The sequence below is a fragment of the Teredinibacter waterburyi genome, from assembly GCF_001922985.1.
GTDB lineage: Bacteria > Pseudomonadota > Gammaproteobacteria > Pseudomonadales > Cellvibrionaceae > Teredinibacter > Teredinibacter waterburyi.
Map to the genome: position 1 here is coordinate 48,004 of NZ_MRUH01000022.1, position 13,186 is coordinate 61,189.

Annotated in this window: 14 protein-coding genes; all 14 read right to left on the reverse strand. The window is 49.9% G+C overall.

Annotated elements, in window-relative coordinates; genetic code table 11:
* Positions 1 to 6: 6 nt before the first annotated feature.
* The 14 genes from yjgA to IDZ20_RS03200 all read right to left on the reverse strand — a co-directional run bounded on the left by yjgA (position 7) and on the right by IDZ20_RS03200 (position 13,180).
* Positions 7 to 543 (reverse strand): ribosome biogenesis factor YjgA, encoded by a 537-nt coding sequence (yjgA, locus tag IDZ20_RS03135; protein WP_188149976.1) that lies wholly within the window; start codon positions 541 to 543, stop codon positions 7 to 9.
* A gap of 60 nt (positions 544 to 603) precedes the next feature.
* On the reverse strand, positions 604 to 1,968 hold the full coding sequence (mgtE, locus tag IDZ20_RS03140) for a magnesium transporter (protein ID WP_188149977.1): 1,365 nt from the start codon (positions 1,966 to 1,968) through the stop codon (positions 604 to 606).
* Between the two features lie 223 nt (positions 1,969 to 2,191).
* Entirely contained in the window at positions 2,192 to 3,976 is a 1,785-nt protein-coding gene (locus IDZ20_RS03145) for a putative bifunctional diguanylate cyclase/phosphodiesterase (protein ID WP_188149978.1), read from the reverse strand.
* Positions 3,977 to 4,013: 37 nt separating this feature from the next.
* The gene (locus IDZ20_RS03150; protein WP_188149979.1) at positions 4,014 to 4,796 is read right to left on the reverse strand and encodes a sensor histidine kinase; all 783 of its coding nucleotides are present in this window, start codon (positions 4,794 to 4,796) and stop codon (positions 4,014 to 4,016) included.
* Between the two features lie 5 nt (positions 4,797 to 4,801).
* The gene (locus IDZ20_RS03155; protein WP_188149980.1) at positions 4,802 to 5,227 is read right to left on the reverse strand and encodes a response regulator; all 426 of its coding nucleotides are present in this window, start codon (positions 5,225 to 5,227) and stop codon (positions 4,802 to 4,804) included.
* 361 nt (positions 5,228 to 5,588) lie between these two features.
* A complete protein-coding gene (locus tag IDZ20_RS03160) occupies positions 5,589 to 5,858 on the reverse strand; it encodes an HPr family phosphocarrier protein (protein WP_188149981.1) in 270 nt (89 codons plus the stop codon).
* 40 nt (positions 5,859 to 5,898) lie between these two features.
* Entirely contained in the window at positions 5,899 to 6,762 is an 864-nt protein-coding gene (gene rapZ, locus IDZ20_RS03165; RefSeq protein ID WP_188149982.1) for an RNase adapter RapZ, read from the reverse strand.
* 201 nt (positions 6,763 to 6,963) lie between these two features.
* Entirely contained in the window at positions 6,964 to 7,416 is a 453-nt protein-coding gene (gene ptsN, locus IDZ20_RS03170; RefSeq protein ID WP_188149983.1) for a PTS IIA-like nitrogen regulatory protein PtsN, read from the reverse strand.
* Between the two features lie 85 nt (positions 7,417 to 7,501).
* Complete coding sequence (locus tag IDZ20_RS03175; protein WP_188149984.1) at positions 7,502 to 9,052, reverse strand: RNA polymerase factor sigma-54; 1,551 nt, start codon at positions 9,050 to 9,052, stop codon at positions 7,502 to 7,504.
* A 437-nt stretch (positions 9,053 to 9,489) separates the two neighbouring features.
* On the reverse strand, positions 9,490 to 10,215 hold the full coding sequence (lptB, locus tag IDZ20_RS03180) for an LPS export ABC transporter ATP-binding protein (protein WP_188149985.1): 726 nt from the start codon (positions 10,213 to 10,215) through the stop codon (positions 9,490 to 9,492).
* A gap of 18 nt (positions 10,216 to 10,233) precedes the next feature.
* Entirely contained in the window at positions 10,234 to 10,872 is a 639-nt protein-coding gene (lptA, locus tag IDZ20_RS03185) for a lipopolysaccharide transport periplasmic protein LptA (protein WP_188149986.1), read from the reverse strand.
* A 67-nt stretch (positions 10,873 to 10,939) separates the two neighbouring features.
* A complete protein-coding gene (gene lptC / locus IDZ20_RS03190) occupies positions 10,940 to 11,614 on the reverse strand; it encodes an LPS export ABC transporter periplasmic protein LptC (RefSeq protein ID WP_188149987.1) in 675 nt (224 codons plus the stop codon).
* A 2-nt stretch (positions 11,615 to 11,616) separates the two neighbouring features.
* The gene (locus IDZ20_RS03195) at positions 11,617 to 12,156 is read right to left on the reverse strand and encodes a KdsC family phosphatase (RefSeq protein ID WP_188149988.1); all 540 of its coding nucleotides are present in this window, start codon (positions 12,154 to 12,156) and stop codon (positions 11,617 to 11,619) included.
* Between the two features lie 49 nt (positions 12,157 to 12,205).
* A complete protein-coding gene (locus IDZ20_RS03200; protein ID WP_188149989.1) occupies positions 12,206 to 13,180 on the reverse strand; it encodes a KpsF/GutQ family sugar-phosphate isomerase in 975 nt (324 codons plus the stop codon).
* Between the last annotated feature and the right edge of the window lie 6 nt (positions 13,181 to 13,186).

A 13,186-nucleotide genomic window follows, 5' to 3' on the forward strand; every position in this document is an offset into this window, starting at 1 on the left:
ATTCGTTTACTGTAAACAATCACGAATATATTTGAACAGCTTGCGTGCAATAACCGGTGGTTTGAGTTCGGTGCGCTTGGCGTTGTCTTCCGCTTCTTTTTGAGCTCCGCGAATTAGCTGGCGCAGATGTTGGCGGTCACAGTTGGGGAAGGATTCAATAAAGTTCTCTAGCGATTGATTCTCGCCGGCCATTAGTTGGTCGCGCCAATTTTCGATCAGGTGATGTTGGCGAACCGTTTTATGTTGGTCCTCAAAAATCTTTTCATAGGCACTGTTAATGGCCTCGTGGTCGGCGGCGCGCATAAGCTTGCCGATAAATTGAAAGTGACGCTTACGCGCACTGCGCTGGGTAACATTAGGCGCTTCTTGAATCGCTTTTAGCAGGGCGCCATCAACTGGAATAGTTGCCAGTTGAGCGGGTTTCAATTCCACCAGTTTTTCGCCTAAAACACGCAGTTCATGCATTTCCTTTTTGACGCGAGTTTTACTCTTTTCGTCAAACTCCTCGTCATATTCGTACTCTTGTTCTTTGTCATTATTCATTTGGTTCTACTCGGTAACAGGTTTTACTGGTAAAAAGTGATGGGCGGCGAGCATAAATCATTACGCGTAAAAATACGTCGCTAAACCCAAGAAGGCGAAAAAGCCGACGACATCGGTAACGGTTGTCAGGGTTACTCCGCCTGCGAGAGCTGGGTCTACCTTCATCGCCCGCAAAAATATTGGCACCAGTGCGCCGGCTAATGAAGCGGTGATTAGGTTTATCACCATGGCTGCGCCTAAGATCATTGCCAATTGTAAGTCGTTGAACCACCAGGCGACTACTAAGCCTACAATCAGCGCCCAGAGTAGCCCGTTAAATATTCCTACACGCAGCTCTCTGGATAGCAGCCAACTTAAATTACTCGGCCCAATGTGACCAAGTGCCATGCCGCGAATCACCACGGTAAGCGTCTGTGAGCCAGCTACGCCGCCCATACTGGCAACAATCGGCATAAGTACGGCTAGCGCTACAACTTTTTCAATTGTGCCTTCAAAAATATTAATGACGGAGGAGGCTAAAATTGCGGTAATTAAATTAACGCCTAACCAAATGGCGCGGCGCGGGGTTGTTTTAACGGCGGTCGCGAAGGTGTCTTCGTCTTCGTCGAGACCGGCCATACTCATTAGCGAGTGATCGGCTTGGTCGCGAATCACGTCGACCACGTCATCGATGGTAATACGGCCGAGGAGTTTGCCCTGCTTGTCCACCACCGGCGCAGAAATCCAATCGTGTTGTTCAAACAGTTTTGCCACTTCAATATCCGACATGTCGCAGCGAATCGGATCTGTGTCGGTGACCATGACTTCTCGAACCGTAACATTTGGCGCGGAGGTAAGAAGCCTGCTTAACGGCAACAGACCTAAATACTCATCTTTGCGGTTCACCACAATCAAACTGTCGGTAGATGGTGGAAGATCACTGTGGCGGCGCAGGTAACGCAGCACCACGTCAAGGCTAAAGCGCGGGCGCACGGTAATCGTATCGGTGTTGGTAAGACCGCCAGCGGTATCTTCACTGTAAGAAAGAATGGTTTCTACGCGACTGCGGTCTTGATCGGTCATGGCCAGCAACACTTCCTGAATAATTGCTTCGGGGAGTTGTTGCAATATATCTACGACGTCGTCTGATTCCAGCCCTTCGGTGAGACGAACCAGTTCTTTTGTGTTTAAGCGCTTTAAAAAATGACTCTGAATGTCGTATGACAATTCTTCAAGCACTTCACCGGAAACGTCTTTATCGATAAGTTCCCACAAGAGTGATCGTGAAGGTGGCGGTGATGACTCTATGAGTCGTGCAATTTCGACCGGACGTAAGCCGTTTAATAGTCGCCGTACTTCGCGAAATGTGCCGCTTTCGAGAAGTACCTGAAACTTACCCAATTGGGCGTGCGGCTGGCTCTCAAACTGTTCCGAGGGGTGCGGCATAGAGTAAATGTTCCTATGGGTTACGGCGTAGTGTTCATGTGGAGGTGAGGCGTTGTAACGAGAGCAAATTGTATACGTTAAACAGGTTCGCCGAAACGTTTAGTTCTGTAACGGTGTGGCCGTGCTTTGGCGTATCGAGTGAAGATAAGTATCGGCAGGAACGGTTGAGAAGGTCGTTGTACGTGGGTAATCGGTAGTAGTGAGCTGTTATTAAGGTGGAGTGTTAATTAGATCGATGGTTGCTTTGCTGTCTGGTGGCGAGGTGTTCTTTTAAAAACGTTTCGATGCTAGACGCGCGTGAAAAATACCAACCTTGGAAGTAATCGTAACCGAGATTTTTCATGGTGTTGTATTCTTCGAGCGTTTCAACGCCTTCGGCGATTACACGCATACCCAGGCGGTGAGCCATTTCTGCAATACCTGCATTTAGCGCTTGATGACGAGTGTTTGTTTGCACATCTTTTACGAGCATTTGGTCTAGTTTTAATGAATCGATCGGTAGGGATAGCAAATGGGTAATCGACGAGTAGCCGCTGCCGAAGTCATCCAGAGCGATGCTAACTCCCTTATCGCGCAGCAGGTTGATATGCGACTTGCAGGCGTCGATATTGTTTATCATTTCGCGTTCGGTTATTTCGATGCAAATGCGCTCCGGGTCTATACCGTCTTCTGTAAACCATCGCAAAAGATAGGAAGCAAAGCTGCGGTCAATTAACTGGCTCGCGCTGACATTGATATTGATGCGATCTAGTTTTAGGTTTGATTGTTCGGCTTGCGCTAACAGATCGCCACATTGAGCAACGATCCTACGGGTAAGCGCGTTGTTTACCGGGCTGCGTTCTACTACAGGGATAAAGTCGTTTGGACCGACCTTTCCCAGCGTTGGCGAGGTCCAGCGCGCTAGCGCTTCGGCACAGAGGTTACCTTTGCCCTCTAGTGGGTAGTAAGCTTGAAATTCGGCGCCAAATTCGCGATTAGTAACCGCGTTGCTGAGTTCAGATTTAATGCTCATTGTGCGAGCATAGGTGGTTTCCATGGTGGCAGTAAAAAAGCACACGTTCCCGGCATTTTTTTTAGCTTCATACATGGCTAAGTCGGCGCGCTGGATAAGTGTTTCTAGTGTGCCTGCGTCTGGGTAAAAGGCGACACCGACTGAGGCCGAGGAGAAAATTTCTTGTGTGTTAACGGTAAACGGTTCGGCAAAACAGCTTAGTACGCGTTCAACTAGGGCGTAGCACTCGTTTTTGTGGTTGGTAATGTCGGCTATGATGACAAATTCGTCGCCTCCTAGGCGTGCGATGAAATCTGAACTCCGAACAACTGTCTTAGCTCTCGCAGCTACTTGGCGCAGCAGTTCATCGCCCGTCGAATGACCTAGGCTGTCGTTGATTTCTTTAAACTTATTGATATCGAAGTAAATCAAGGCGACTTCCGAACCAGTCCGCGCGGCACGAAAGAGTGTTCGTCGGGCTTGACTGTCAAAGTAGGCGCGGTTTGGCAGTGTTGTGAGAAAGTCGTGGTGAGCACTTTGTTCTAGCTTTTGATTGCGGTCTGCGGTTTCTTCCAGTGCAGCTTTAAGTTTTAACTCGATTGCTTTGCGCTCTTGCGCGTAGCGGATGCTGCGAGAGAAGTTGGTGGAGCTAACCTCGTTTTTGGAAAGATAATCCTGTGCGCCAGAACTCAGCGCCTCAACCGCAATGCTTTCATCTTGTGTGCCTGTAAGCACCAAGATAGCGGTGTTTGGGTTTAGTTTTGATACCGCTGAAACCGTTGCGGCGCCGCTCGAATCAGGAAGGTGCAGATCCAGTAGAATGGCGTCAAATTTGCGCTCATTTAGCAGTGATGTTGCTTGTTGCAGTGTGGTTGCGAGGGTGATGTCTGCTAGGTTGTGATAAGACCCTTCTAGCATCACCTGTATCAGCTCGGCATCGGCGGGGTTGTCTTCTACAACTAAAAACTGGCCTTTAGCCGTACAAGACTGCAAGTGGGGCGGCGACTTTACTATCATCTATGCGATTTCTTAGATAACGAGGGTTAGCGAGCTGTCAGTCTGTTCCGTAGGTATAGACGACTTTCAGACCGCTTGCAATTCCGTTTTCGTAGCTGATTTTACCGCCATGTAATTGGCCGATGCGTTCACAGAGTGCCAAACCCATGCCCACGCCGGGGTAGTCTTGCTCTGCGTGACCGCGCCAAAAGTGACGCCCTAAATTGGGGCGTTGCTCTTCACTAACACCTATGCCGTTGTCTTCGATCGAAATACTGCTGTTATTCCCAATTGAACTAGAACTAATAGTGATTTGGCATCCGTCGTCTTCGGCTTTACGCTGAAACAGGATGGCATTGAGTAAGATATTTGAAAAAAATCGGTGCCAGTGTTCTGCGACGCCAGTGAAATTTGGCAGGGTGTTAACAATCTTTAATTCTGGTTGCTTGGTGTCGGGAAACTGGTTTTGATACTGGGCACAACAGTCGCGCCAAACGTTGTCGATTAGCACGTTGAGGTCGATGGCGGTGGCTGGCATACGCGTTGACAGTCGCGAGTATTCTAACATCGCATCGAGCATGATTTGCGCACGCTTGCCGCTGTCGATCATCAGTGAAAGCCAATAGATCTCGCGTTCCTCCAGGCGATCGCTGGCGCGCTGTTTTAATAGTTCCGAAAAACGCAGCATTGACCTGAGTGAAGCGCCGAGATCGTGGGAAACACCATAACTTAAGCGTTCGAGTATTTCGCGGTCATTGGTTGTGTTTTTCTTGGCTCCGGAATCGTTAGCGGTATCGCTATTCGGTTCGGTTTCCGAAGCTTTTATCGGTGTTGAACTCACGGGCTCTATTCCTTTTTGCCCGTAGGGAGTTGGACTATAGATAACCAGAAGTTCTCAATCGAGCGAATTGCATCTAAGAACTGATTGACGTCCACGGGTTTGGTAATGAAGCTGTTGGCATGCTCTCTGTAACCGATAGCAACATCCTGTTCTGCATCCGATGATGTCAAAATAATTACGGGTACGGTTTTGTAGGTGTCATTTTTACGAAGCTGCTTGAGTATTTCTAAGCCGCTAACGTTGGGGAGGTTGATGTCTAGCAGAATTAAATCGGGCGGAGCTTTTCCTTCTGTAAAATAGTGCAGGGCTTCGTTGCCGTCGGTGATCACGGTCATATCGACAAGCATCCGCGCTGACTCTAAACCGATCTTCACCAGTTCAATATCCGCTAGGTTATCTTCAATCAGCATTACTTTAATCGGTTTTGTCATCTTCTATCTCATTACTAGCTTGTAGAATTGTGGCGCGACATTAGTTAGGGGAGTGGTGACGGATCTAAGGTTGATCTCTCGCGTTTTTTGTTAGTGTTTTTCTTTTTGTTTTGGTCGATGGCCGGCTGTTCAGTAGGCATCATTTTATATTGACTATAGCTGGTATCACAGCTTTGGCGATTCTCCGTTTAGGTATTTTTTCGGTAAAGCCGATCTGCGGTTCTTAGCAACGCCGTTAGATAACCTAGTGGGGTTTGGGTGAGCTTTGCGCGTTGGAAGGTGTTGTTTACTGGACTAGGTTTGTACCGCGAGGTCGTTTCGCTGCGGGGTTAGCGGAGCCGTGACGGTAAGTAGTAGCGCTTTATTCGCCCTCGCCAAAGTAATCGTTAATAAGTGTTTCGATGGCGTCCAACGCGGCGACCTCGTCTTCACCATCAGCAGTTACGCAAACATCGGTACCTTGGGCGGCGGCTAACAACATTAGCGACATAATACCTTTGGCATCGGTAACTTTACCTTTTACTTCGACGCGAATATCACTGGAGAAGCGACCGGCTAAGCTGGCGAGTTTGGTTGCAGCCCGCGCGTGTAGGCCAAGTTTATTGATGATTTTTAGCTGTCGTTGTTGCATTGCGTTGTTATTTTGATGGGCCTTGATAATTCAAGGTGGGTTAATGAGTGCCAAGTTGACGATGGCGAGCCTGTACATTCTTATAGTCGTTTTTGAGCGCTTTTGCGAGTCGCTCGCACATATAAACTGAGCGATGCCTGCCGCCGGTACAGCCTATAGCAACGGTTAGATAGCTGCGGTTATTCTGTTCGAATTTCGGTATCCATTTCTGCAAAAAGTCGCAAATGTCGTTAAACATGTCGTTAACATCCTGCTCAGCGCTAAGAAACTCCGTCACGCCATTATCTAATCCAGTTTGTTCGCGCAGTGCTTGGTTCCAGAAGGGGTTCGGCAGACAGCGCACATCAAAGACAAAATCCATATCAATTGGAATGCCGTACTTAAAGCCAAAGGATTTAAACATAATAGCCATCCCTTTCGACTGCTCGCCAACAATAAGACGCTTTACCGCACTGCGCAGTTCATGCAAGGAGAGTTGAGTTGTATCGAGGGTGTAGTCGGCAATCTTAGCGACAGGGGCTAGTATTTCACTCTCTTCTGCTATGGCCTCGTGCAGGCCGGTTGATTCGTCTGAGAGAGGGTGGCGGCGACGCGTTTCGCTGAAGCGTTTTAGTAGTACTTCGGTAGAAGAGTCTAAGAATATAACTTGAATATTGGCGCGGGGGATGCTGCCGCTGTCGATAAAGTCGACCAGCTGGTTCAAATTGGAGTTGATGTTCCGAGCGTCAATGCCTATGGCGAAGTCGGATTGCTGTTGGCTGGCAGTGGGTAAAATTTGCTCCACTAAAGCTGGCAGCAGGGTAACGGGAATATTGTCGATACAGGTAAAGCCTTCGTCTTCAAGCAAGTGAAGTGCTGAAGATTTGCCCGATCCTGACCTGCCACTGACTACCAGTAAGCGCATGGATAATCCTTTGGGGGAGATGTTTCGAAGCCATGCTTGACTAGCTTTAGCTAGGCCAAGCTCTAGGAGGAAACACTCGATGCATGGGAAGCTTTAGTCGCTGCTAGTGAGCTTCTACGAACTCACTGCTTGCTGCGGTTTACAATAGTCGCTTGGCTGTCCTTTGCAGTACTTGCTAGGCGTAGTGTTTCCGTTCTGGGCCTAGTTTACACCAGATGCGACTCGAAACAATTCCATGTCGCTGTCGCTTTTTCTAAGTGCCTTGACGAAGGTGTCGGTTTGCAGGGCTTGGGCGAGCTCGGCCAATGTTTCTAGGTGGGATGCGGCAGCGTCTTCAGGCACCAGCATAGCGAAGATAAGATCGATGGGCTTGCCGTCTATTGCGTCAAAGTCGACAGGCTCGTCTAGGGTAAAGCAGGCACATAGTGTCTTTCCGCCCGTAGCAAAACGACAGTGTGGAATGGCGATACCTTTGCCTATGCCGGTTGAGCCAAGACGCTCTCGGTTGATTAGGTTTTGAAAGAGTTCGGTCGGGTCGGCGTCGGGAAGTGCGTCGGCAAAGGTTTGAGCCAAATTTTCAAGCAGGCGTTTTTTACTTCCACCCACTACTCTGGCTTTAGTTCTGTCGGCACTTAAAATCGATGAGATCTGCATAGCATTGTTCACTGCGTTGCTGCAATCAGGCGCGCATTCTACCAATATTGCGCGCTGTGCCAAGCTCTAATTCACATTCTTGAACTTAGACTAGTCGCTTACGCTCATTTGATGGTGGAATATTAAGCGATTCTCGATACTTGGCAATGGTTCGTCGCGCCACTTGTATACCTTGTTCGGCCAGTAGCGCGGTGATCTTGGAGTCGCTGAGGGGTTTGCGAGTGTTTTCCGCTGCGACCAACTTTCGGATAATCGCGCGAATAGCGGTGGAGGAGCATTCTCCCCCCGAGTCGGTGGCAACATGGCTGGAAAAAAAGTATTTCAGCTCGAAAATACCCTGGGGTGTATGCATATATTTTTGTGTGGTTACACGAGAAATGGTGGATTCATGCATTTCTACAATCTCGGCCACATCGTGTAATACCATAGGTCGCATCGCTTCCGGGCCGTGTTCTAGAAAGCCCTGTTGTTTTTCGACGATACAGGTGGAGACTTTTAAGAGCGTCTCGTTACGACTTTGTAGGCTTTTTAAAAACCAGCGCGCCTCCTGAAGATTGTCCCGCAAGAAGACGTTATCTGCACTGCTATCAGCGCGTTTTACTAGTGAGGCGTAATCGCTGTTAATTCGCAGCTTCGGGGCAATATCGGGGTTTAGCTCTACCATCCAGCGATTATTGATTTTGCTAACAAACACATCGGGAACGACATATTCGGTAGTGTTTTCACCGATATGCTCGCCAGGGCGAGGGTTGAGCTTTTGAATAACTTCAATTGCTGCCTGAAGTTCATGTTCCTTAAGCTTTAGCTTGCGCATCAATTGCTTAAAGTCGCGGCCACCCAAAAGTTCTAGGTAGTTTTTTACCAGCTCCTTGGCGTTCTCGACATCGCGATTGCCATTGTCAATTTGATTTAACTGGATGAGTAGGCACTCGCGAACATCTTGGCTAAATACGCCGGGCGGATCAAATTGCTGAAGCCGGTGCAGTACCGCTACCACTTCGTCTAGCTCTAGCTCTTCGTGGTGAGCCTGCAAACCTTCGAATATTTCGGCGAGATTTTGATTGAGCATACCGCTCGGTTCAACCGCATCGATAAGCGTCTCGGCGATCTCGTTGTCCAGCGCGGACATGGGGGTGAGGTTGAGCTGCCAGTAGAGGTGATCTTGGAGCGACTCTGACGATGCGCGACGCGAGTCATAGTCGTAGTCTTCGCCGTCGGGGCGCGATAGTCCAGAGCCGGTGGGGATTGGGTCGTATATGTCGTCCCAGCTGGTGTCTACGGCAAGGTCTGTAGGAATGTTGTCTTCATTCCATTCCGTTTCGGCAGTGTTGCTACTGTCGTCATTCGTTTGGGTGCTGGAGTCGCTTTTTGTCGCTTCTGCTTTGCTTTGTTGCGCTGATTCGGTGGCGCTATCGCTGGCTTCGTTGTGATTTAGATCGCCATTTTCGCCGCTTGAGCTGGCAGCGCTACTGTCGAAATCTTCCTCGCCGACGTCAAGCATGGGGTTGGAGTCGAGCGCTTCTTGGATTTCGGCCTGGAGATCCAGAGTCGATAGCTGTAACAGGCGTATGGCCTGCTGCAGCTGCGGCGTCATCGTCAGTTGTTGTCCCAGTTTTAGCTGGAGTGATTGCTTCATATTGGCTAGTCGCTGCCGTTTTGGGCTTTATTCTAAGTTGGTGTTGATTGCGACGTTGGTCGGTCTTACTGGTGGCAACTCAGTGCCGAGCGCTAGGCTGGCAGGTAGATGAGGTCTGAGCGCACAAGACTAACTAACGCCTGTTTTGCTCTAGTTTAGTCTCGCAGCGGGCGACAAGCAATGATTTTGAGCTATTTTGAAAGCAACTATTATGCCGGAAGTGGTAGCGTGCTTTAAAGGAATGTCAAGGAGGGAAGTGCTGCGCTCGTAGCTGGTCTGATAGCGGATGCGAAGATACTACTCCCATTTTTTATGGATTTCGATAGTTTTGCACCTTGCTAGGGCGTATTTCGATCACAATCGGCCGGAAATTGTTAGCCGCGGTTGATAGCGGGCGTTTGTTTCGATTGGCTTTGTTTGCAGCGGTTTCCGGTTCGCTATAGCGTAAAGTGTTGACCGAGGTACACTTCTCTCACTTTTTTGTTGTTTAGTACGTCGACGGAGGCACCTTCTGCAATGATGTGACCTTCAGACACAATGTAGGCTTTTTCGCAAATATCGAGGGTCTCGCGCACATTGTGATCGGTAATGAGCACACCAATACCGCGCTTTTTCAGATGTTGCACAATTTGTTTGATGTCGCTTACCGAAATCGGGTCGACACCTGCGAAGGGTTCGTCTAGCAATACGAATGCCGGCTCGGTTGCGAGTGCGCGCGCAATCTCCACTCTGCGGCGCTCGCCGCCAGACAGCGCCATACCCATGCTGGCGCGAATATGTTGGATATTAAATTCGCTTAACAGAGTTTCTAGCTGATCTTGGCGTTGTTTGCGATTCAGCTCTTTGCGTGTTTCCAATATCGCCATGATGTTATCGGCAACCGTGAGTTTTCGAAATACCGACGCTTCTTGAGGTAAATAGCCTAATCCCGCGCGTGCGCGCTCGTGCATTGAGAGCCGAGTGACGTCGCGCTCGCCAATACTAATACGGCCGCGATCGGCTTTTACGATGCCGGCAATCATGTAGAAGCAGGTTGTTTTACCCGCGCCATTGGGGCCGAGCAGACCGACGATTTGGCCATCCTCAACAGTAAGCGAGACATCAATGACGACTTTTCGTCCCTTGTAGCTTTTGGCTAGGTTTTCGGCTTTTAATTGCGGCATGGGGTTGTTACAGGGCTCTTATTGAAGTGCATCAGGCTGTTGATTTGTCGGCTTGTTTGCGGAGCTGGGTTGAGTATTTTCGGCGGCCGCATCATCGCTGGTTTTAGTTGTTTTGTTGAGCGCTTTAGGTGGGATGACCATTTTCACTCGTTGATCTATGGCGGAGCCGTCGGCTTTGCTGTCAGCTTTCACCACTGATTTTTTTACGTCGTATTCGATCCGGTTGCCACTCAGGCTGGTGCCTTCTTGTTTGAGTGCGGCGTTGTCGATGAGATGGAGCGTTTCTTTGCCAATAAAGTATTCTAGGCGGTCGGCCTGAGCGGTTACCGGCTGTTGCCCCGCTCGAGGTGTTTGACTGAATAGCGCCGGGTTTCCGGTTGCGACAACTTTTGAATAATTGTCGTTGTTGCCGTGAATTACAACCTTGTCGGCAACAATTCTCATACTGCCTTTTTCCATAACCACTGTGCCAGCGTAGGTGGTAGTAGCATTTAGATCGTCGAGTTCGGCCGAGTCGGCTTGAATACTAAGGGGTTTATCTTTGTCGTCAGGTAGTGCTATAGCCACGTCTGCAAACAGCGCGATAATAAGGATATGCAACACGGTCTTGCATCGCTGTATGGCGGCTTGAGCGTGATTGTTAAGGGCAGTTATCATCGGGCTAAACTTCGCTGAATTAGTTGGTTGGCTATTGTATCGATTTTTGCACTGAGGCTAATTGTGATCATTGCAATGATTGCAATGAAGGTACCGCAAACTCGTGCACGGCGCGGACCTTGCTTAATAGTCGTATTTTGCGCGCATTAAAGTCTGCGTGCAGCCCCACGGCTTCAATCGTGCCGCTAGTGGTTCGTATTGTAACAGGCTCTTCGGTCTCGGCGATTTTTTGTGCGGGATAGATGGTCAAGGTTTCGGTGCTGAATTCTGAGCGGTGCGGCTTTAGCGCTGCCGGGTTCGCGGGCAGGCTGGCTTGCGGCAACGGTAAGCGATCTTGCCAGATACGCACATTATCCCAAAGCTCGATCTGTTCTTGATTTTGGTTTATTCGTCCCTCTCGCGCTTCGATATGCCAAGGTTGGTTATTTTGGTAGAGCGTGAACTGGGGGTCTTTGATTAAGGTGTATTCTTGCCCGACTTCAGAGTTGTCTGACGCTGCGCCTGCTTGAGGCTCAATAAGGTAATGTTCTAGGCGGCGAGCGGTAAATTCGTATTCTAGTTCGCCAGCTTCGTTAAAGTGTCGAGTTGAGGCGTGATCGGCTAGGGCGTAGGGGTGCAGCGGGGCATCTGTGCGCGATGGATTGCCAGCGGGCAGGATTTTTTCCGACGAGTCCCAGAGCACCACGATACCGCAAATGGCGACAAGGATTAAGGCAAGGGTAGTGATGTTTTTGTTTGGCATGATTAGCGCGTGTACTTCTCAAGTGCTTGTTGGTAACTACCCTGTGCGGTCATGATAAGGTCGCACGCTTCACGAACAGCCCCTTCGCCACCCATGCGGCTACTTTGCCAGTGGGATAGCTCGATAACGGCAGGGTGAGCATTTTGCACGGTTAAAGCGAGCCCGACCCTGGTCATGACGGTTAGGTCGGGGTAATCGTCTCCCATAAACGCAATTTCGCTCAATTCACAAGGGTGGTTGGCGAGCAGTTCCTGCATGGCGATAAACTTGTCTTCGCGGCCTTGAATTACGCGGGTTATTCCCAAATCTTGCGCACGCTTTGCTACCAATTCACTTTTGCGTCCAGTGATAATTCCGACGTTAACCCCAGATCTCATAAGCTGCTTCAACCCTTGGCCGTCGAGGGTATGGAAGGCTTTCATCTCATAGCCTTCGCTACTGAAGTAGAGTTTGCCGTCAGTTAGCACGCCGTCAACGTCGAGCAATAAAAGCTTTATTTGCTTGGCTTTTGCGTGGATCTCATTGAGGGTCAAGTGGTGCATCTCGGTTTTACTCTAGGTTCGCGGTGTTATTGGTGTGGGGGTTCGTAACTTAAAGGAGGCCGGCCTTAAGCATATCGTGCATATGTAAAATGCCGACCGGTCGCTGATCGTCGTCGACGACTAGCAGCGCGGTAATCTTATATTTTTCCATCAAATTTACCGCCTCAGCAGCGAGCAGGTTTGGCGAAGCTGTCCGTGGCCTTGCCGACATGACCTCTGCAATGCAGGTATGTTTAACGTCGAGGTCGCGATCGAGGCAGCGTCTCAAGTCACCATCCGTAAATGCGCCGATGAGTTGGCCGTTGTCATTTGTAACACCAGTAATACCAAAGCCTTTGCGGCTGATTTCACTCAGGGCATCGAGTAGTGCGGTACTTGGCGTTACGGCAGGAATTGCGTCGCCGCTGTGCATTACGTCACTTACCCGCAACAGCAGCTTGCGTCCGATGGCTCCGCCTGGATGGGAGAAAGCGAAGTCTTCGGCGGTAAAACCGCGCGCTTCCAGCAAGGCTACGGCTAAGGCGTCGCCTAGCACCAAGGTTACAGTCGTGCTGGACGTTGGTGCCAAATCAAGGGGGCAGGCCTCGCTAGCGACGCTGATGTCGAGCCAGACGTCTGCGGCTTCCTGCAGTGGGCTGCGCTGTTTTCCGCTCATTGTTATCAGCGGAATGCCCAGACGCTTAATCATCGGCAAAAGCGTTAGCAGTTCCGGTGAGCTGCCAGAGTTGGAAATCGCAATAAACACATCGTTGCGGGTAACCATGCCTAGATCGCCGTGACCAGCCTCGCCCGGGTGGACAAAAATTGCTGGTGTGCCAGTGCTGGAAAGGGTCGCGGCAATTTTTTTGGCGATGTGACCAGATTTGCCCATGCCCGATACGATGACCCGACCTTCGCTTTTAAGCATCAGCTTGCAGGCCGCTTCAAACTGGTCGCCAATACGCTGTTCCAGCTGTGCCACAGCGTCACGCTCCATCGTTACGGTGCGGCGCCCAGCTTGAATAAAGTCAAAAGTATTTGTCATGGTACC

What these genes read in the sequence shown, in the direction of transcription:
- IDZ20_RS03195 (WP_188149988.1), bottom strand. Translation starts at nt 12,156, where the DNA reads ATGCACCACTTGACCCTCAATGAGATCCACGCAAAAGCCAAGCAAATA.
- yjgA (WP_188149976.1), bottom strand. Translation starts at nt 543, where the DNA reads ATGAATAATGACAAAGAACAAGAGTACGAATATGACGAGGAGTTTGAC.
- IDZ20_RS03160 (WP_188149981.1), bottom strand. Translation starts at nt 5,858, where the DNA reads ATGCAACAACGACAGCTAAAAATCATCAATAAACTTGGCCTACACGCG.
- IDZ20_RS03155 (WP_188149980.1), bottom strand. Translation starts at nt 5,227, where the DNA reads ATGACAAAACCGATTAAAGTAATGCTGATTGAAGATAACCTAGCGGAT.
- ptsN (WP_188149983.1), bottom strand. Translation starts at nt 7,416, where the DNA reads ATGCAGATCTCATCGATTTTAAGTGCCGACAGAACTAAAGCCAGAGTA.
- lptB (WP_188149985.1), bottom strand. Translation starts at nt 10,215, where the DNA reads ATGCCGCAATTAAAAGCCGAAAACCTAGCCAAAAGCTACAAGGGACGA.
- mgtE (WP_188149977.1), bottom strand. Translation starts at nt 1,968, where the DNA reads ATGCCGCACCCCTCGGAACAGTTTGAGAGCCAGCCGCACGCCCAATTG.
- lptA (WP_188149986.1), bottom strand. Translation starts at nt 10,872, where the DNA reads ATGATAACTGCCCTTAACAATCACGCTCAAGCCGCCATACAGCGATGC.
- IDZ20_RS03200 (WP_188149989.1), bottom strand. Translation starts at nt 13,180, where the DNA reads ATGACAAATACTTTTGACTTTATTCAAGCTGGGCGCCGCACCGTAACG.
- IDZ20_RS03175 (WP_188149984.1), bottom strand. Translation starts at nt 9,052, where the DNA reads ATGAAGCAATCACTCCAGCTAAAACTGGGACAACAACTGACGATGACG.
- IDZ20_RS03145 (WP_188149978.1), bottom strand. Translation starts at nt 3,976, where the DNA reads ATGATAGTAAAGTCGCCGCCCCACTTGCAGTCTTGTACGGCTAAAGGC.
- rapZ (WP_188149982.1), bottom strand. Translation starts at nt 6,762, where the DNA reads ATGCGCTTACTGGTAGTCAGTGGCAGGTCAGGATCGGGCAAATCTTCA.
- lptC (WP_188149987.1), bottom strand. Translation starts at nt 11,614, where the DNA reads ATGCCAAACAAAAACATCACTACCCTTGCCTTAATCCTTGTCGCCATT.